At 66.0% G+C, this 17,909-nt stretch carries 15 protein-coding genes; 11 read left to right on the forward strand and 4 right to left on the reverse strand.

The annotated features are described in order from the left end of the window. The first annotated feature begins 57 nt into the window (after positions 1-57). The gene (locus tag Q2T94_RS19665) at positions 58-1,371 is read left to right on the forward strand and encodes an MFS transporter (protein WP_302266258.1); all 1,314 of its coding nucleotides are present in this window, start codon (positions 58-60) and stop codon (positions 1,369-1,371) included. On the opposite strand, the gene Q2T94_RS19670 is transcribed toward Q2T94_RS19665, so the two are convergent. Beyond that, the gene (locus tag Q2T94_RS19670) at positions 1,368-2,651 is read right to left on the reverse strand and encodes an alpha/beta fold hydrolase (protein WP_302266259.1); all 1,284 of its coding nucleotides are present in this window, start codon (positions 2,649-2,651) and stop codon (positions 1,368-1,370) included. The two genes, Q2T94_RS19665 and Q2T94_RS19670, sit on opposite strands and share 4 nt — an antisense overlap. Then, complete coding sequence (locus tag Q2T94_RS19675) at positions 2,648-3,127, reverse strand: GNAT family N-acetyltransferase (protein ID WP_302266260.1); 480 nt, start codon at positions 3,125-3,127, stop codon at positions 2,648-2,650. The genes Q2T94_RS19670 and Q2T94_RS19675 overlap by 4 nt, the downstream gene beginning before the upstream one ends. Before the next feature lie 115 nt (positions 3,128-3,242). On the opposite strand from Q2T94_RS19675, the gene Q2T94_RS19680 reads away from it, so the two are divergent. Beyond that, the gene (locus Q2T94_RS19680; RefSeq protein ID WP_302266262.1) at positions 3,243-4,097 is read left to right on the forward strand and encodes a metal-dependent hydrolase; all 855 of its coding nucleotides are present in this window, start codon (positions 3,243-3,245) and stop codon (positions 4,095-4,097) included. Between the two features lie 56 nt (positions 4,098-4,153). On the opposite strand, the gene Q2T94_RS19685 is transcribed toward Q2T94_RS19680, so the two are convergent. Continuing rightward, a complete protein-coding gene (locus Q2T94_RS19685; RefSeq protein ID WP_302266264.1) occupies positions 4,154-6,685 on the reverse strand; it encodes a DEAD/DEAH box helicase in 2,532 nt (843 codons plus the stop codon). A 52-nt stretch (positions 6,686-6,737) separates the two neighbouring features. On the opposite strand from Q2T94_RS19685, the gene Q2T94_RS19690 reads away from it, so the two are divergent. From Q2T94_RS19690 to Q2T94_RS19700, 3 genes are all read left to right on the forward strand, one after another. Next, the gene (locus tag Q2T94_RS19690; protein ID WP_264269148.1) at positions 6,738-7,526 is read left to right on the forward strand and encodes a trans-aconitate 2-methyltransferase; all 789 of its coding nucleotides are present in this window, start codon (positions 6,738-6,740) and stop codon (positions 7,524-7,526) included. 39 nt (positions 7,527-7,565) lie between these two features. Beyond that, positions 7,566-7,877 carry a hypothetical protein gene (locus Q2T94_RS19695; RefSeq protein WP_302266265.1) on the forward strand — a complete coding sequence of 104 codons (312 nt, stop codon included), beginning with the start codon at positions 7,566-7,568 and terminating at the stop codon, positions 7,875-7,877. 134 nt (positions 7,878-8,011) lie between these two features. Continuing rightward, on the forward strand, positions 8,012-9,466 hold the full coding sequence (locus Q2T94_RS19700) for an HNH endonuclease (protein ID WP_302266266.1): 1,455 nt from the start codon (positions 8,012-8,014) through the stop codon (positions 9,464-9,466). On the opposite strand, the gene Q2T94_RS19705 is transcribed toward Q2T94_RS19700, so the two are convergent. Further along, positions 9,453-10,115 (reverse strand): MBL fold metallo-hydrolase, encoded by a 663-nt coding sequence (locus Q2T94_RS19705; protein WP_302266268.1) that lies wholly within the window; start codon positions 10,113-10,115, stop codon positions 9,453-9,455. The two genes, Q2T94_RS19700 and Q2T94_RS19705, sit on opposite strands and share 14 nt — an antisense overlap. An 85-nt stretch (positions 10,116-10,200) precedes the next feature. On the opposite strand from Q2T94_RS19705, the gene Q2T94_RS19710 reads away from it, so the two are divergent. From Q2T94_RS19710 to rapZ, 6 genes are all read left to right on the forward strand, one after another. Next, positions 10,201-10,584 carry a GntR family transcriptional regulator gene (locus Q2T94_RS19710; protein ID WP_264269144.1) on the forward strand — a complete coding sequence of 128 codons (384 nt, stop codon included), beginning with the start codon at positions 10,201-10,203 and terminating at the stop codon, positions 10,582-10,584. Between the two features lie 62 nt (positions 10,585-10,646). Further along, positions 10,647-13,529: an excinuclease ABC subunit UvrA gene (gene uvrA, locus Q2T94_RS19715; protein ID WP_264269143.1), complete on the forward strand. Its 2,883-nt coding sequence runs from the start codon at positions 10,647-10,649 to the stop codon at positions 13,527-13,529. A gap of 80 nt (positions 13,530-13,609) precedes the next feature. After that, positions 13,610-14,329 carry an HAD hydrolase-like protein gene (locus tag Q2T94_RS19720; RefSeq protein ID WP_264269207.1) on the forward strand — a complete coding sequence of 240 codons (720 nt, stop codon included), beginning with the start codon at positions 13,610-13,612 and terminating at the stop codon, positions 14,327-14,329. Then, positions 14,330-14,998, forward strand: a complete 669-nt coding sequence (locus tag Q2T94_RS19725) for a lysophospholipid acyltransferase family protein (RefSeq protein WP_264269142.1) — start codon at positions 14,330-14,332, stop codon at positions 14,996-14,998. It begins immediately after the preceding gene. Positions 14,999-15,015: 17 nt separating this feature from the next. Further along, a complete protein-coding gene (gene uvrC / locus Q2T94_RS19730; protein WP_302266270.1) occupies positions 15,016-16,977 on the forward strand; it encodes an excinuclease ABC subunit UvrC in 1,962 nt (653 codons plus the stop codon). A 36-nt stretch (positions 16,978-17,013) separates the two neighbouring features. Continuing rightward, positions 17,014-17,907: an RNase adapter RapZ gene (gene rapZ / locus Q2T94_RS19735; RefSeq protein WP_264269140.1), complete on the forward strand. Its 894-nt coding sequence runs from the start codon at positions 17,014-17,016 to the stop codon at positions 17,905-17,907. Positions 17,908-17,909: the final 2 nt, after the last annotated feature.

Consider the following 17,909-nt stretch of genomic DNA (forward strand, 5'->3'; position numbering starts at 1 on the left):
TCGGGAAGCGGGCCCCGCAGCTCTTTAACCCCCGCGTACGTTGCTAGACTGCCGAGGGTGACTGTATCCCGGAAAACCCTGCTCATCCCCGAGTCAACGCGCACCAGGGCGCAGCGCCGCGTGGTCTTCACGCTTTCCGCCTCCCAGCTGCTGTCCGGCGTGGGAAACGGCGCGGGGCTGGCCATCGGGTCGCTCATGGCCGTGGAGCTGACCGGGTCCAACGCCTTCGCCGGTGCGGCCACCACCGCGATCTCTGTCGCGGGCGCGCTCAGCGCCCTGCCGCTGGCGGCCCTCGCGGTGAAGCGCGGCCGCCGCGTGGCGCTGTCCTTCGGCTACTTCCTGGCCGGGCTGGGCGCCGTCGGCATGATGCTGGCCCCGGTGCTGGAGAGCTTCGCTGTGCTGATGCTCGGGGCTGCGCTGCTGGGCGTGGGGTCCGCGGCAAACCTGCAGGCCCGCTTTGCCGCCACCGACCTTGCCGAAGACGCCACCCGCGGTCGCGATCTGGGTCTGGTGGTCTGGGCCATCACGATCGGAGCGGTTGCCGGCCCGAACCTCATTGGACCGGGAGCAGTGCTGGGCCAGGGCCTGGGGCTGCCGCCGATGAGCGGGCCGTTCCTCTTCTCGCTTGCCGGAATGGTCCTGGCCATCCTGGTGCTGAACATCGGGCTGCGCCCGGACCCCATCGACCTGGCCCGCGCCTGGGAGGCCGCCGACGGCATTGCCCCGCACCCGCCGGCGGTGGGCCGCCGACGCGGATCGCTGGCCACCGGGCTGGTGGCGGTGCGGGAATCGCCGGGGGCGGCCCTGGGCATCTCCACCATCGTGGTGGCGCACCTGGTGATGGTGGGCGTCATGTCGATGACCCCGGTGCACCTCAAGGATCTTGCCGCCATCCCGGGGCACGAAATGCACGGGGGCACCGCCGACATCCTGGTGGTCATCGGGTTCGTGATCTCGCTCCACATCGCCGGCATGTATGCGCTCTCCCCGCTCGTCGGCTCACTGGCCGATAGGATCGGGCAGCCGCGGATGATGCTGGCGGGCCAGGGCGTGCTGGTGGCGGCGGTGCTGGTCGCCGGGCTGGGTGCCGACTCGCGGGCAGCGGTCACCACCGGCCTGGTGCTGCTGGGCCTGGGCTGGTCCATGTGCACCGTTTCCGGCTCCGCGTTCCTGGCCTCGCGGGTGGAGCGCGGACGCCGCGTGCTGGTCCAGGGTGTTTCCGACACCCTCATGGGTGCCGCCGGGGCATTGGGCGCCGCCGGTTCCGGATTGTTGCTGGCGTGGCTGGGCTACGCCGGGCTCGGCTACCTGTGCCTGGGCTTCATCCTGCTGGTTGCCGTCTTCTGCGTGCGCGAGGTTGCGCGGGCCTAGGAATCCGCGTTGCTCATTTCCAGCAGCTTCGCGAAGATCATCGAGCCGTCGTCGCCGATTCCGTCGTGGTGGAATTCGTCGGTTTCCCACACGCGCATGTTGCCCACCGCGGCGGCGGTCTCCATCGACAGGTCCCTGTCCACGTACACGTCGTGCGTGTAGACGGCGGCAGCGACCGGCACGGTGTTGGCAGCCAAGACCTCCGGGTCGTAGAGTCGGCCCCAGTCCTCGTGTTCGGCCAGGATCCGCGCGGTTTCCTCCAGCGGGCGCAGCACCGGGTCGGAGTCGAAGTACCAGCTGTACACCATTTCTCCGGTCAGCAGCGGGGACGCCGCGTCGGGGGAGAAGGCCGGGAATTCCCCGAGCACGCGTTCGGCGGCCCAGTTGGTGGCTGCGCCCTGTCCGTAGATCGACTCGTGCAGCAGCGCATAGAGCGGGTTCGTGGTGCGGTCGGCCTGCTCGGCCACGGCGGCCAGGAAGGTGTCCGAGAGCCGCTTGCCGCCGGGGGTGTCGATGAAGGCGCCCTCCAGGACATGGTGCAGGGAGTGCACCCGGGTGTTGCCGCCCAGGAACTGGCCGAGCATCTGCACCAGCGGCACGGTCAGGGCCCGCCCGTTGGGCAGGTGCTCCTCGGTGGCGCGCAGGTGCGCGACGACCTCGTCCAGGACCAGGCGGTCTTGCGGGTACCAGCCGAAGTATTCCTCGTTGCGCGCGGCCATCCGTGCGTACGTGGCGCGGTAGACGGTGTCCGCGTCGGCGGTGAGCGAGGCCAGCCCGCCGGTGACCAGGCAGCGGTCAAGGGCCGTGGGGGCCAGGGACAGGTAGGTCAGCGTGCAGAAGCCGCCGTAGCTTTGGCCGAAGGTGCTCCAGGAGGAGATCCCCAGGGCGCGGCGGATCGCCTCGGCGTCGTGCACGATCGCATCGGCGCGGAAGTGGGTGAGGTAGGCGGCCCGGGCCGCCGCGTCCCCGCGCAGCGGCAGGGACTGGCGGTTGGCCGGGGTGCTCAGGCCGGTGCCGCGCTGGTCCAGCAGCAGGATCCGGAAGGTCTTGGCGGCCTCCGCCATCCAGCCGGTGAGCGAGGCGGGGCGCGGGGACTTGCCGCCGGGCCCGCCCTGCAGGAAGAGCAGCCACGGCATCGCCGAGGGGTCCTCGTGCTTGGTGGAGGTGATTTCGCGGGCGAACACCGTGAGGGTCTCGCCCTCGGGCCGGGAGTGGTCAAGCGGCAGCTCGAAGTAGTGCTCGGTGCTGCGCATGCCGCGGAAGACGTGGGTGGTGCTCATTTCCGGTTCCCCAATGCAGCCAGCGCCGCTCCCTCGAGCCGGCGCACCGTCCAGCCGTCCATCGATCCGGCGCCCAGCGAGTCGTAGAAGCCGATGGCCGGTTCATTCCAGTCCAGCACGCTCCACTCCACGCGGCGGTAGCCGCGCTCCACCGCGATCTGCGCCAGGGAGGCCAGCAACGCCTTGCCGTGTCCGGCGCCGCGGGCACGCTCGCGCACGTACAGGTCCTCCAGGTGGATCCCGTGCGTGCCCTCCCACGTCGAATACGTCAGGTACCACAGGGCGAAGCCCAGGACGGTGCCGTGCTCCTCGACCACGTGCGCATGGACCTTCGGGTCGGCTCCGAAGAGGTGGGCGAGGAGATCGGCCTCGGTGTTTTTCACCGCGTCGGGCTCGCGCTCAAAGATGGCCAATTCGTGGATGAGATCCAGGATGGCGGCGGCGTCGGAGGGCTGTGCCGGGCGAATCGAATGCATGTGACCAAGCCTACCGGCAGCGTTTGCGTGCCGTGAATCCAACGCGTGGGTGCGGGCCCCTAAGGTTGGGGGCGATCGACACGCAAGAACAAAAGCAAGGACGGCACCAAGCAATATGATGGGCGGCCACCACGCGGCCACCGGCGCAGCAGCCTGGATCGCGTTGACCACGAATTTCAAGCTCCCCACCGGGAGCCTCCCCGAGCACCTTCCCTGGCTGCCCGACGCCATCCCGCTGGGCTTCGGCCTGCTGGAGCAGTCCCCGATTGCCGGGGTCGCGGGGGCGATGGTCTGTGCCGGGGCGGCGCTGCTGCCCGACGCGGACCATCGCCGGGCCACCATCGCGCACTCGCTGCCGCCGGTGTCCAACGCGATCTGCGCGGGCATCGGCGAGGTGTCCGGCGGCCACCGCAACGGCACGCACTCGTTGCTGGGCATTGCCGCATTCACGTTCATGGCGTGGGTGCTGGGCATGTGGACAGTGGATTCCACCCGCTTCGGGTTGGTCTATCCGGGTGCCGGGTTGCTGGCGGTGCTGCTGGTGTCCTTCGCGTTGAAGGCGTTGAAGTTCATTCCCGACACCATGGCGAAGCTGCCGTGGCTCCTCTCGGTGCCGGCCGGCATCTTCGTGGCGGTGTTCTCGCCGGACGAGCAGAATTGGCTGGTGCTTGCGGTGGCAGTGGGCTGCGCGGTGCACATTGCAGGTGACATGCTCACCGTTGGCGGCTGCAACCTGATCTGGCCGGTGCGGATCCGTTCCCCGCGTTTCATCCGCCGCGTTCCGCTGCTCAAGGACGTGTGGAAGCCGGGTGGTCGCATAGCCATTCCCGTGCTGGGGCGGGCCGGTTCGGTGCGCGAGTGGCTGCTCTGCGTGCCGGTCTCCGCATACGCGCTGGCCGGGCTGGTGGTGCCGGTGGTGCTGTTGGCCCACAACCAGGTGCTGCCGCTGACCAAGTTGCTGGGCTTTTAGCGCAAAGGAAATGCGCCCGCCGGAATGATCCGGCGGGCGCATTTGCAGGGGCCGTCCTAGTCCTGGCGCCCCACGCCTGTCACCGTGATGACCGGGTAGCCGGCCTCGTCGGAGTCGGCCAGGTTCACCGTGGCGTCGATGCCCCAGTCGTGGTGGTTGGCCGGATCGGCGAAGACCTGCCGCACCTTCCATGACTCCTTGGACGGGGTGATCAGCAGAAGGTTGGGGCCACGGCCACCGGGGCCGTCGTCGATGTCCTCATGTTCCTCGAAGTACGCGTCCATGGCATCGGCCCAGGCATCGGCACCGAAGCCGCTGTGCCCGTCCAGCTCGCCCAGGGCACCGTCCTGCTCGTCGGCGAAGAGCTTCACGCGGCGGAACATTTCGTTGCGCACCATCACGCGGAAGGCGCGCTCGTTGGAGGTCAGGCGCTCGGGGGCCGGCGGGATGATCTCGGCGTCGGGCTCGTGCAGCACGCCGTTGGCCAGTTCCTCCCATTCGTCCAGCAGCGAGGAGTCGATCTGGCGGATCAGTTCCCCGAGCCATTCGATGAGGTCCGAGAGGTCCTCGCGCAGCGCGTCCTGCGGCACGGTCTGGCGCAGCGCCTTGAAGGCGTCGGTGAGGTAGCGCAGCAGCACGCCCTCGGAGCGGGCCAGCGAGTAGAACTGCACGTATTCGCTGAAGCTCATGGCGCGTTCGTACATGTCGCGGACCACCGACTTGGGGGCGACCTCGAAGTCGCCGAGCCACGGGGCGCCGGCGCGGTACTGCTCAAACGCGTTGCCCAGCACCTCGGCCAGCGGCTGCGGGTAGCTGACCTCCTCGAGCGCGGCCATGCGGTCGTTGTACTCCATGCCCTCGGCCTTCATCGCGGCGATCGCCTCGCCGCGGGCCTTCTTCTCCTGGGCCGAGAGCACCTGGCGCGGCTTTTCCAGCGTCGCCTCGATGACCGAGACCACATCCAGCGCATAGCCGGGGGACTCGGCGTCGAAAAGCTCAAGGGCCGCCAGCGCGAAGGGGGACAACGGCTGGTTCAGCGCGAAGTTCTCCTGCAGGTGCACCGTGAGGGCCAGCATGTTGCCGTGCCTGTCGGGGTGCTCGAGGCGCTCGACGACGCCGGTGGCCAGCAGCTCGCGCAAGATGCCCAGCGCCTTGCGCTGCAGCGCGCGCTGGCGCACCGGCGGCTCGTGGTTCTCGGTGAGCAGCCGGCGGGCCGCGGCAAAGGAATCGCCCTCGCGCGCCAGCAGGTTCAACAGGATCGAGTGGGTCACCGCGAACGAGGAATTCAGCGTCTCGGGGGTGGAGGCGATGATCCGTTCGTAGGTCTTCTCGCCCCAGGTCACGAAGCCCTGCGGCGGCTTCTTCTTGGTCACCTGGCGCAGCTTCTTGGAGTCGTCGCCGAACTTCGCCAACGCCTTCTCCATGGCCTTCTTGTTCTCGATGGAGTGCTCGGGGGCCTGCACGACGACGGTCCCGGCGGTGTCGAACCCGGCGCGGCCCGCGCGTCCGGCGATCTGATGGAATTCGCGGGCGTTCAGGATGCGCGTGCGCACCCCGTCGTACTTGGACAGCGCGGTGATCAACACCGTGCGGATGGGCACGTTGATGCCAACGCCCAGGGTGTCGGTGCCGCAGATGACCTTGAGCAGGCCGGCCTGGGCCAGCTGCTCGACCAACCGGCGGTACTTGGGCAGCATGCCGGCATGGTGCACGCCGATGCCGTGGCGGACCAGCCGGTTCAGCGTCTTGCCGAAGCCCGGGGCGAACCGGAATCCGGCGATCAGCTCGGAGATCCGGTCCTTTTCCTCGCGGGTGCACACGTTGATGCTCATCAACCCGCTGGCCCGGTCGATGGCCTCCAGTTGGCTGAAGTGCACCACGTAGATCGGCACCTGCTTGGTGCCCAGCAACTCCTCGATGGCTTCCTGCACCGGGTCCTGCGAGTAGTAGTAGTGCAGGGGGATGGGGCGTTCGGCGTGCGCCACGGTGGTGGTGGCGCGCCCGGTGCGCAGCGTGAGTTCGTCCTCGAACCGGGTGACGTCGCCGAGGGTCGCGCTCATCAGCAGGAACTGAGCCTGCGGGAGTTCCAGCAGCGGGACCTGCCAGGCCCAACCGCGCTGCGGGTCGGCATAGAAGTGGAACTCGTCCATGACCACCGGACCCAGGTCGGCGTTCTTGCCTTCGCGCAGCGCAATGTTCGCCAGGATCTCGGCGGTGCAACAGATGATGGGTGCATCCTGGTTCACCGAGGAGTCACCGGTGACCATGCCGACGTTCTCCGCGCCGAAGATCTTGCAGAGGTCAAAGAACTTTTCCGAGACCAGCGCCTTGATCGGCGCCGTGTAGTAGCTGCGTTCCCCGCGGGCCAGTGCATGGAAGTGCGCGGCGACCGCCACCAGGGACTTGCCTGAACCCGTGGGTGTGGCCAGGATGACGTTGTTGCCTGCCACGAACTCCATGACGGCCTCGTCCTGCGCCGGGTACAGCCCGATGCCGCGGTCCTCCACCCACTTCACGAAGGCTTCATAGGTTGATTCGGCGGTGGCACCGCGCGGGGGAGTGTTGGGCAGCAACTCGGTAAGTTTCATGATGTGTCCAAGACTATCGGTTTACGTGGACCTTTCCGCCTACGCTGTGGTTATGAAATGGGACCCGAACAAGTACGTGCAGTTCGCAGATCACCGAGATCGTCCGTTTTACGATCTGACGGCCCGCATCACCGCCGCGACACCGCAACTGGTGGTGGACATGGGGTGCGGTCCCGGACCGCTGACGCATTCCCTGGCCGAGCGCTGGCCGGACGCCCGCGTGGTGGGCCTGGACTCGTCGGTGGAAATGATCGATCAGGCGCGCTCCAAGCACCATGCGGAATACCTCTCCTTTGAATTCGCCGATGCGAGGCAGTGGACGCCAGAGCCAGATACCGACGTACTTGTCTCCAACGCCATGCTCCAATGGATTCCCGAACACCGGCAGTTGATCGCCCGCTGGCTGGAGGCGTTGGCGCCGGGGGCGTGGTTTGCCGCGCAGGTCCCGGGCAACTTCCATTCGCCGTCGCACGCGCTGATGAGGCAGCTCGCGGAATCGGAGCGCTGGGCGCCGCAACTGTCCGGCGTGCTGCGGCAGGACGACGCGTCGGGGGAACCCTCCGACTACCTGAAGATCCTGCTGGATGCCGGGTTTGAACCCGATGTCTGGGAGACCACCTATGGGCAGATCCTCTCTGGACCGGACCCGGTGCTGGAGTGGGTCCGCGGAACCGCGCTGCGCCCGGTCCTGGCCCGGCTCAGCGCGACAGACGCCGCCGACTTCGAGGCCCAGTACGGAGCCTTGGTGAGCGAGGCCTATCCGGCCGTTGACGACCACGGCGGCGGGACCGTCACGCTCTTTCCCTTCCGTCGCATCTTCATGGTGGGCCGCAAGCGCTAGATTGCCCCGGGGAGCCGTGCCCTCTCGTAGGGTGGGGACATGGGAAAAAGCCTCTTGCCCGCGCTCGCCGTGGCCACCCTTATGCTCAGTGCCTGTGCGGGACCATCGGCCGACGAATTTCGCCAGCGCGATGTCCAGGGAAACACTGCCTGCATCCACTTTGGCAGTGGTTATACGGACGATGGAAGCGTAGGCCGCGCCAACATGGCCAAGGCCGCGGAACATGGCGCCGCGTCGTCAACCGAGTCGATTCGCGCGGCGGTGTCAACCGATGCCGCCGGAGTACCGGTCATCACGGACGAGGAATCTTTCAAGAGCGCCTGCGAGGCGCAGGGGATGCGTTTCAAGTAGGCAGGGGTGTCGAACGTGCTCCTCCGCATGTTGCCCAAGGTGGTATCTCGATCCCGCGGTGACATGGATTTTCGGGAGCCTGAAAATTCATCAAGCTCTTCATATTTGTCTGGAACAGGCGTATAGTAGTAAATATGTTCGAAGAGTGCGAAGGCTACTTGTCGAACCCGAGCTCGCTCTCCGCCGAGGCTGCCGGGGAAATTCTCCTTGGCCACCGCCATATACCCGTAGGCATGGAAATGCCCGCCAGGGAACGCGCGTTGGCGCAAAGGCCAGGGGATGAATACGTCGATTTCATCGACGACGTCGGCGTTGCCATGACCCTCCTGCCCCAGAATGTTGGAGAACGGGTCAGAGTGGCGAGGATTTCGGCACTGGAAAGGGCCAAGGCCGCAATCTGTGCGGCCCAGGCGAAGGAAGCCTACGGGCTCGAGCAGGACATCATCGCCCGGCATGAGGATGAGGGGATCTACACGGAGAACCCGAACCGCGGTGCTGGTGCCGAAGTGGCGCTGGCTCGCAAGGTCGCACAACGCCTAGGGTCGAGCTTTATCTCTTACTCGAAATCCATGATCGAGCACATGCCCTATACCTATAACGCCTTGGAGCGCGGAGAACTCAACGAAGATCGGGCCATGCTCCTGGTGCGCGAAACCAACAAGTTGGATCCCGGCGTCCGTGAACTCATTGACCGGGAAATCGCTGGCGAGCGTGGGGCGTTGGAAGGCGTAGGCGACAAACAACTCCTGGCTCGAGCCAAGAAGGAAGTTCTGGCGTTCAGCAACAAAACGGATATGAACAACCATGCCGACGCGATGAATAAGCGACGCATATCCGTGACGCCCACTCCGGACGGGATGATGCGAGTGAGCGGGCTGCTGCCAGTGGTGCAAGGCGTCGCCCTTAAGGAGGGGCTGGCCAAGGCTGCTGCCAAACGCCGCTCAGCGGAAGACAAGCGCACCGATGCGCAGGTCATGGCCGACTTCGTGGTGGAGTGTGTCACCGGCCAGCAACTGGCCTCGCGACCGCCACTGTCGGTTGAGGTCGTGATGACGGACCGATGCTTAATGGTAGGTGACAGCGAGCCGGCATTCATCAAAGGCTACGGAACCGTATCCGCAGAGTATGCACGCTGGATGATCACTGGTGACCGCACCGGTCCCGACGGTGAAAATGAAGCAGAAGCATGGGTCCGACGCCTATATACGGCTCCGGTTAGCGGTCAGCTCGTGGCCATGGACTCGGAAGCTCGGATTCTTCCCCAAAAGCTGAAGGAATTGATCTCGATACGAGATCAGTTCTGTCGCACACCCTATTGCGACGCCCCGATTCGCCACTACGACCACGTTTATCAAGTGGCCAGGGGCGGAAAGACGACGGAAGTCAATGGCGATGGACGATGCGTTCGCTGCAACCAGACCAAGGAAACGTCCGGTTGGGAAGAATTCGTGATTCTGGGTCCCCGGCACACGATCCTAATAAAAACGCCCAGCGGGCAGATGTACCGAGCCATGGCGCCGCCGTTGCCGGGGACGCCCGAATCGCCTCCGCCTGGCTCGACCGACAGTGTCGTGATTACCAGCCTCTAGCGCGCCACTCCGCCAGGCTCGGCCGCTCCGCGCCCAACGTCGTCGTGGCCCCGTGACCCGGAAGCACCAGGGTTTCATCGGGATACTGCTCGAAGAGTCGTGTGGTTACGTCATCAATCAACGTCGTGAAGCGCTGCGGATCGTTCTGCGTGTTCCCCACGCCGCCCGGGAACAGCGAGTCGCCACTGAAGATCACCGTGGTGCCTCCGCTGTCACGAAGTACATAGGCGATGGATCCTGGGGTATGGCCACGCAGGTGCACGCACTTCAGGACCGTTGTCCCCGCCGACACCGTGTCGCCGTGGTTCAACGCAACGTCAATGGCCACATCGGCACCCTCGGCAATTCCCTGTACGTCCTCAGTACCCGCATAGGTCTTCGCGCCGGTGCGCTCCGCGTACTCGTGCAGCGCCCTGATGTGGTCCCAGTGCTGGTGAGTGGTCGCGATGCCCTCAAGCCTCGGGGCAACCTCCGAATCGGACGAAGCGGATGCGATCAGGCCGTCGATGGCCGGCACATCGTCGGCGGCATCAATCAGGAGTTGCGAGCCGTCGCTCTTCGAAGTCACCAGGTAAATGTTGTTGGACATTTCGGAGACGCTCACGGATCGTATGCTCACGTCGGTGAGGTCAAGGAAGATTTCTGTCATGACTTCACCTTACGTGGCGCGGCCATGGCCAGGCGATAGTCTGAAACGAAGGCCCTGCCCCCAGCATCAACGAAGGAAGGCTCGCATGGACAGCAATCCACTGGCATTTGTCACTGTCGACAGCACCGACAAAACCCCTCCCTACCAACAAGTCAGGCAGCAGATCCTGGCCGCCATCTCCAAGGGGCGCCTCAAGGCAGGAACCAAGTTGCCTTCGGTTCGGGCGCTCGCCGAGCAGTTGGGCCTCGCGGTCAACACCGCGGCAAAGGTCTACAAGGAACTGGAAGCCAGCGGTGCGGTCGTGACCCGCGGGCGACACGGCACCATTGTCCAGGCCACCGGTGATGAAGGATCGGTTGCGGTGGCCGACGCCGCGTCGGAATTTGCTGCCGTTGCGACACGCTGGGGGATCTCCGAAAAAGCGGCCGTCGGCTACGTTCGCGCAGCGTTCAGTTCCCAGGTCGGCTAGACCCAAGTCTTGTTCCTCACAAGGACGCGCAATTCGAACCAGTTTTCGATTAGCATGTTCTGGTGGCTACTTCCCGCTCCCTTGAAACCCTCCGTCCGCACGACCTGACCCGCTTGGTGGTCAAGGGCGCGCGCGAGCACAACCTGCGCAATGTCGACCTGGATTTGCCGCGCGACGCGATGATCGTGTTTACCGGCCTCTCCGGCTCGGGCAAGTCCTCCCTCGCATTCGACACCATCTTTGCTGAGGGGCAGCGGCGCTATGTCGAATCGCTGTCTGCGTACGCCCGACAATTCCTCGGCCAGGTCGACAAGCCCGACGTCGACTTCATCGAGGGACTCTCGCCGGCGGTGTCGATCGACCAAAAGTCGACCTCCAAGAACCCCCGCTCCACCGTGGGAACCATCACGGAAATCTACGACTACATGCGCCTTCTCTGGGCCCGTGTGGGTCGCCCCTATTGCCCTGTCTGCGGCGAGGCCGTCACGAAGCAGACCCCGCAACAGATCGTTGACCAACTGCTTGAGCTGGAACCCAAAACCCGTTTCCAGGTCCTGGCACCCGTAGTCCGCGGCCGCAAGGGGGAATTCGTCGACCTGTTCAAGGAACTGGGTTCCAAGGGCTATTCCCGCGCACGGGTCGACGGTGAAACGATCCAGCTCAGCGATCCGCCGAAGCTCGGCAAGCAGTTCAAGCACACCATCGAGGTTGTCATCGACCGTCTGGCCATCAACGACACCGTTCGCCAGCGCCTGACCGACTCCATCGAAACCGCGCTCAACCTCGCAGAGGGCCGGGTCCTGATTGATTTCGTGGACCTCGATCCGGAAGACGAGGGTCGTATACGCGCCTTCTCCGAAAACCTTGCCTGCCCCAACGAACACCCGTTGGCCATCGATGAGATCGAGCCCCGCTCGTTCTCCTTCAACAACCCATTTGGCGCATGCCCGGCCTGCAGCGGCATCGGCACGCGCCTTGAGGTCGACGAAGACCTGATCATTCCCGACGTCGAGATGCCGCTGGGACAAGGCGCCATCGCGCCATGGTCGTTGGGAGCAGCAACCAGCGAATACTGGAACCGCCTGCTCGAGGGCCTTGGCGCCGAACTCGACTTCACACTCGAGACCCCTTGGAACAAGCTGCCCGCGGTGGCCCGGCAGGCCATTCTGCACGGCAAGGACCACAAGGTCGTCGTGCAGTACAAGAACCGCTTCGGTCGGGAACGGAAGTACTCCACCGGCTTCGAGGGAGTGGTGCAGTACATCCACCGCAAGCACCTGGAAACCGAGTCGGACAATGCCCGCGACAAGTACGAAGAGTACATGCGGCAGATCCCTTGCCCGGAATGCAACGGCGCACGCCTGAACTCCGCCTCCCTCTCGGTGTTGATCAACGGCAAGTCCATTGCCGAGGTCTCCGCCATGCCGATGCGCACTTGTTCCGAGTTCCTTGAGAACCTCGTCCTGAGCGGGCGCGAGGCACAGATTGCCACCCAGGTGCTCAAAGAGATCCAGGCCCGCCTGCGCTTCCTGCTGGACGTCGGACTCGAGTACCTGAACCTGGAACGCGCCGCCGGCACGCTCTCCGGCGGCGAGGCCCAACGCATCCGCCTGGCCACGCAGATCGGCTCCGGACTGGTGGGCGTGCTCTACGTGCTTGACGAGCCCTCCATCGGCCTGCACCAGCGCGACAACCGCAGGCTCATCGAAACCCTGACCCGGCTGCGTTCGCTGGGCAACACCCTGATCGTCGTCGAGCACGACGAGGACACCATTGCCGAGGCCGACTGGATCGTCGACATCGGTCCGGGCGCCGGGGAACACGGCGGCGAGGTCGTGCACTCCGGATCACTGGCGGACCTGAAGGCGAACACCCGCTCCATCACCGGCGATTACCTCTCCGGGCGTAGGAAGATCGAGGTGCCCGCCAAGCGCCGCAAGATCGACAAGAAGCGCCAGGTCACCGTCGTGGGCGCCCGCGAAAACAACCTCGAGGACCTCACCGCGCGCTTCCCGCTCGGTGTCCTGACGGCCATCACCGGCGTCTCCGGCTCGGGGAAGTCCACCCTGGTCAACGACGTCCTCTACAAGGTGCTGGCCAACAAGCTCAACGGCGCCAAGCAGGTCCCGGGGCGGCACACCCGCGTCGAGGGCCTCGAGCACCTGGACAAGGTCATCCACGTCGACCAGTCGCCCATCGGCCGCACCCCGCGATCGAACCCGGCGACCTACACCGGGGTCTTCGACCACATCCGCAAGCTCTTTGCAGAGACCAACGAGGCCAAGGTCCGCGGCTACCTGCCGGGCCGATTCTCCTTCAACGTGAAGGGAGGACGCTGCGAATCCTGCTCGGGCGACGGCACGCTGAAGATCGAGATGAACTTCCTGCCCGACGTGTATGTCCCGTGTGAGGTTTGCCATGGTGCGCGCTACAATCGCGAGACCCTGGAAGTGCACTACAAGGGCAAATCCATTGCCGACGTGCTGAACATGCCGATCGAGGAGGGCGCGGAATTCTTCGCCGCCTTCACCCCGATCGCCCGCCACCTGCGCACGCTGGTGGACGTGGGGCTCGGCTACGTCCGCCTCGGACAGGCCTCCACCACGCTTTCCGGCGGCGAGGCTCAGCGCGTGAAGCTCGCCGCGGAATTGCAGAAACGTTCCAACGGCCGCTCCATCTACGTGCTCGACGAGCCCACCACGGGCCTGCATTTCGAGGATATCCGCAAGCTCCTGCTGGTCCTGCAGGGTCTCGTCGACAAGGGCAACACCGTGATCACGATCGAGCACAACCTCGATGTCATCAAGTCCGCCGACTGGGTCATCGACCTGGGCCCCGAGGGTGGATCCGGCGGCGGCGAGATCATTGCCGTCGGCACCCCGGAAGAGGTCGCCAAGGTCGAAGACAGCTACACCGGAAGGTTCCTCGCGCCGCTACTTGGCTAGGCCCCACGGCCGTTCGTGTATGCCGCTTCGGGCATGCACGAACGGCGATGGCGCCCAGTCCATGCGAGAATACAACAGTGATGATTGCTCCCTCCGCCGTGCTCCTTGACCTCGATGGAACCCTCGTGGATCCGGCCGGGGCCATCACCTCGGGTATCCGCCATGCGTTGACGCAGGCGCAGATCCCCGACCCGGGTGAAGAAAAACTCCGTTCCCTCATCGGCCCGCCGCTGAGCATCGGGCTGGCCTCCATCGACGGCGTCACCGCCGCCGACATCGGCTTCCTGATCGCCACCTACCGCGCGCAATATGCCGAAACCGGCATGGCAGCCTCGCGTCCCTACCCGGGCGTGAAGGAGCTTCTGGCAGCACTTCGCACCGCCGGGACCACGGTGCTGGTGGCCACGGCCAAGCCCACGCACATTGCCCGCCAACTGCTTGCGGTGCAGGAAATCACACCGCTGCTTGACGGGATCTTCGGCAACGACGACGAGGGCGACGGCACATCGTCCTCCAAGACCCACATCATCGCCGCGGCGATGAGCGAACACAACCTGGACCCGGCAAGCTGCGTCATGGTGGGGGACCGCCGCTACGACATCGAGGCCGCCCACGAGAACAACATCGCGTCCATCGGCGCGGGCTGGGGGTTCGCCGACGACGGCGAACTGGCAGCCGCCGGGGCAGGCGCCCACGCGGCGGACCTTGCCGAACTTGCCGACCTCTTGCTGGGCAACGCCGCCGGGGAAGCCGTGCGCGCATCGGTCATGGCCGCCACCACCAAGGGAGCCATCGCCTAAATGAGCCTGTACACCATGACCCGCTCCTCGATCCGCGGGCTGCTTTCGGGGCTGTGCCGTCCCACCGTCACCGGCCTGGAAAACGTGCCGCGCACCGGGCCCGTCATCATCGCCTCAAACCACCTCTCCTTCCTGGACTCCATCATCATCCAGGCGCTGACCCCGCGCGACGTGGCGTTCTTCGCCAAGGCCGAGTACTTCACCACCCCCGGCCTCAAGGGCAAGGCCATGAAGACCTTCTTCGAGTCCGTGGGCTCCATCCCGGTGCAGCGCGGCGAGCAGGCTGCCTCCGTGGCGGCACTGGAATCCCTGGTCGACATCCTGGAAACCGGCGGCGGCATCGGCATCTACCCCGAGGGCACCCGCTCCCGCGACGGCATGCTCTACCGCGGACGCACCGGCGTGGGCTGGCTGGCGCTGAGCACAGGGGCGCCGGTGGTGCCCGTCGGACTCATCGGCACCGAGAAGCTGCAGCCGGCCGGAACCAACCGGATTACCCCGCACCACTTCACCCTGGCCTTCGGCAAGCCGCTGCAATTCGAGCACCTGGGACGCAAGCACCCGCTGCCGCAGCGCCGCGCAGCCACCGACACGATCGTCGATGCCATCGCGGAGCTCACGGGCCAGGAACGCGTGGACGCCTACAACCAGACACCCATCACCGACTAGCAACGAAGGGCGCAGACGTGGCAGACCCAAGAAGCTACCGCCCCGCGACGGGGGACATCCCGGTCAACCCCGGGGTGTACCGCTTTCGCGACGAAGTGGGACGGGTCATCTACGTCGGCAAAGCCAAGGTGCTGCGCTCCCGGCTGAACTCCTACTTCGCCAACCCGGCCGGGCTCACCCCCAAGACGCACGCCATGGTGCACACCGCCGTCTCCGTGGAGTGGACCGTCGTGGGCTCCGAGCTCGAGGCCCTCCAGCTGGAATACACCTGGATCAAGGAGTACAACCCGCGGTTCAACATCGTCTTCCGCGACGACAAGTCATACCCGTACCTCGCGGTGACCATGGGGGAGAAGTACCCGCGCGCCCAGGTGATGCGCGGGGACAAGCGCAAGGACACCAAGTACTTCGGGCCGTTCTACCCGGCCAAGGCCATCCGCGAAACCCTCGACACGCTGCTGCGTGTCTTCCCGGTGCGCAGCTGTTCGGCAGGGGTGTTCAAGCGCGCCGAATCCTCCGGGCGGCCCTGCCTGCTGGGCTACATCGACAAATGCGCGGCCCCCTGCGTGGGGCGCATCAGCCCCGAGGACCACAAGCAGCTCGCCGCGGACCTGTGCCAGTTCATGGGCGGTGAAGGCACCCGCTTCATCAAGGAGATCGAAGCCAAGATGGCCGATGCGGTCTCCAAGCTCGAGTACGAGCAGGCCGCCCGCCACCGCGACGACATCGCCGCGCTGCGCCGGGTCTTCGAACGCAACGCGGTGGTGCTGGCCGAAAACACCGAGGCCGACATCTTCGCCGTGCACGAGGACGAGCTCGAGGCAGCCGTGCAGGTCTTCCATGTGCGCAACGGGCGGATCCGGGGCCAGCGCGGCTGGGTCGTGGAAAAGGTCGAGGACTCGACCCCTGCCGAATTCATCGAGCACCTGCTCACCCAGGTCTACGGCGAGGCCGCCGGGGACGACAGGATTCCGCGTGAGGTGCTGGTCCCGGTGCTGCCGGAGAACACCGAGCAGGTGGCCGCGTGGCTGCACGAACGCCGCGGCTCGGCCGTCTCGCTGCGCGTTCCCCAACGCGGGGACAAGGCGACGTTGGCCGAAACCGTGCGGGAAAACGCCGAGCAGTCGCTGCGCCTGCACAAGTCCCGGCGCGCCGGGGACCTGACCACCCGCTCGGCCTCGCTGCAGGAACTGCAGGACTCGCTCGGGCTTCCCACCCCGCTGCTGCGCATCGAATGCTATGACGCCTCCCACACCCAGGGCACCAACGTGGTCGCCTCCATGGTGGTGTTCGAGGACGGGCTGCCGAAAAAGAGCGACTACCGCAAGTTCGCGATCACCGGGGACGCTGCGCGGGATGACACCGCCTCGATGTACGACGTGATCTCCCGCCGCTTCAGGAACTACCTCGCGGAAATGGCCGACACCGTGCCGATGGTCAGCGGCGAAATCGACATCGCCGACGCCTCCGAACGACTGCCGGCGCGCAAGTTCGCCTACCCGCCCTCGCTGGTCATCGTCGACGGCGGCCCGCCGCAGGTCGCCGCCGCCTCCCGGGCGCTTGCGGACCTGGGCATCGACGACATCTACGTCGTCGGCCTGGCCAAGCGGCTGGAGGAACTGTGGCTGCCCGATGACGAGTTCCCGGTGATCCTGCCGCGGGCCTCCCACGCGCTGTACATGGTCCAGCGGATCCGCGACGAGGCGCACCGTTTCGCCATCACCTTCCACCGCCAGAAGCGCTCGGCCTCGATGACCACCTCACTACTTGACACCATCAACGGCCTGGGACCGGCCAAGCGCGACGCCCTGCGCAAGCACTTTGGCTCGATGAAAAAGATGCGCGCCGCCTCCGTCGAGGAACTCACGGCCGTTCCCGGCATCGGCCCGGTGCTTGCCGCCACGGTGCATGAGGCGCTGGCCGCCGCAGGCACCGGTGCGCCGGCAGTGAACATGACGACCGGAGAGGTACTTGACTAGCAGGTTGGGCGCGCAAAGGCGACTAGGCTAGGGGTCATGACCTCCGAGCTTGCCCCCGTGAAACCTCCCGAGTCCGAACTTCTGGTGATAACCGGCATGTCGGGTGCCGGCCGCACCACCGCCGCCCACGCGCTGGAAGACCACGGATGGTACGTGGTGGAAAACCTCCCCCCGACGCTGCTGGGCATGCTCACCGAGATCGTGGCCCACTCCGGGGGATCGATCCCCAAGCTCGCGGTGGTGATGGACGTGCGCTCCAAGTCGCTCTTCCCGCAGCTGCGCGAGAACCTGAACGCGCTGACCAGCGCCGGCATCGCCTACCGGGTGCTCTTCCTTGACGCGGCCGACGACCTTCTGGTGCGCCGCTTCGAGCAGGGCCGGCGCCCTCACCCCTTGCAGGAGGACGAGCGGATCGTCGACGGGATCAACCGCGAACGCGAGGTGCTGCGCGAGCTGAAGGAAGCCGCGGAGATCGTCGTGGACACCACCGAGATGTCGGTGCACGACCTGGCGCGCTCGATCACCGAGCTCTTCTCCGAGTCGGGCCCCATCGTGCTGCGGCTGAACGTGATGAGCTTCGGCTTCAAGTACGGGCTGCCCACCGATGCCAACTACGTGGCGGATGTCCGCTTCATCCCCAACCCGCACTGGGTCCCGGAACTTCGCCCGCACACCGGCAAGGAAAAGCAGGTCTCCGACTACGTGCTGTCGGCCAAGGGGGCGGCGGAATTCATCGAGCGCTACATCGGCGCCCTGGAACCGGTCTTCGAGGGCTACCGCCGGGAAAACAAGCACTACGCCACCATCGCGGTGGGCTGCACCGGCGGCAAGCACCGTTCCGTGGCCACGGCCGAGGAGATCGGGCGCCGGCTGGCCCAGCTGCCAAGCGTGCGGGTCAACATCACGCACCGGGACCTGGGGCGCGAGTAGTC

This window comes from Paeniglutamicibacter sulfureus (genome assembly GCF_030512175.1).
In the GTDB taxonomy this organism is placed as follows: domain Bacteria; phylum Actinomycetota; class Actinomycetes; order Actinomycetales; family Micrococcaceae; genus Paeniglutamicibacter; species Paeniglutamicibacter sulfureus.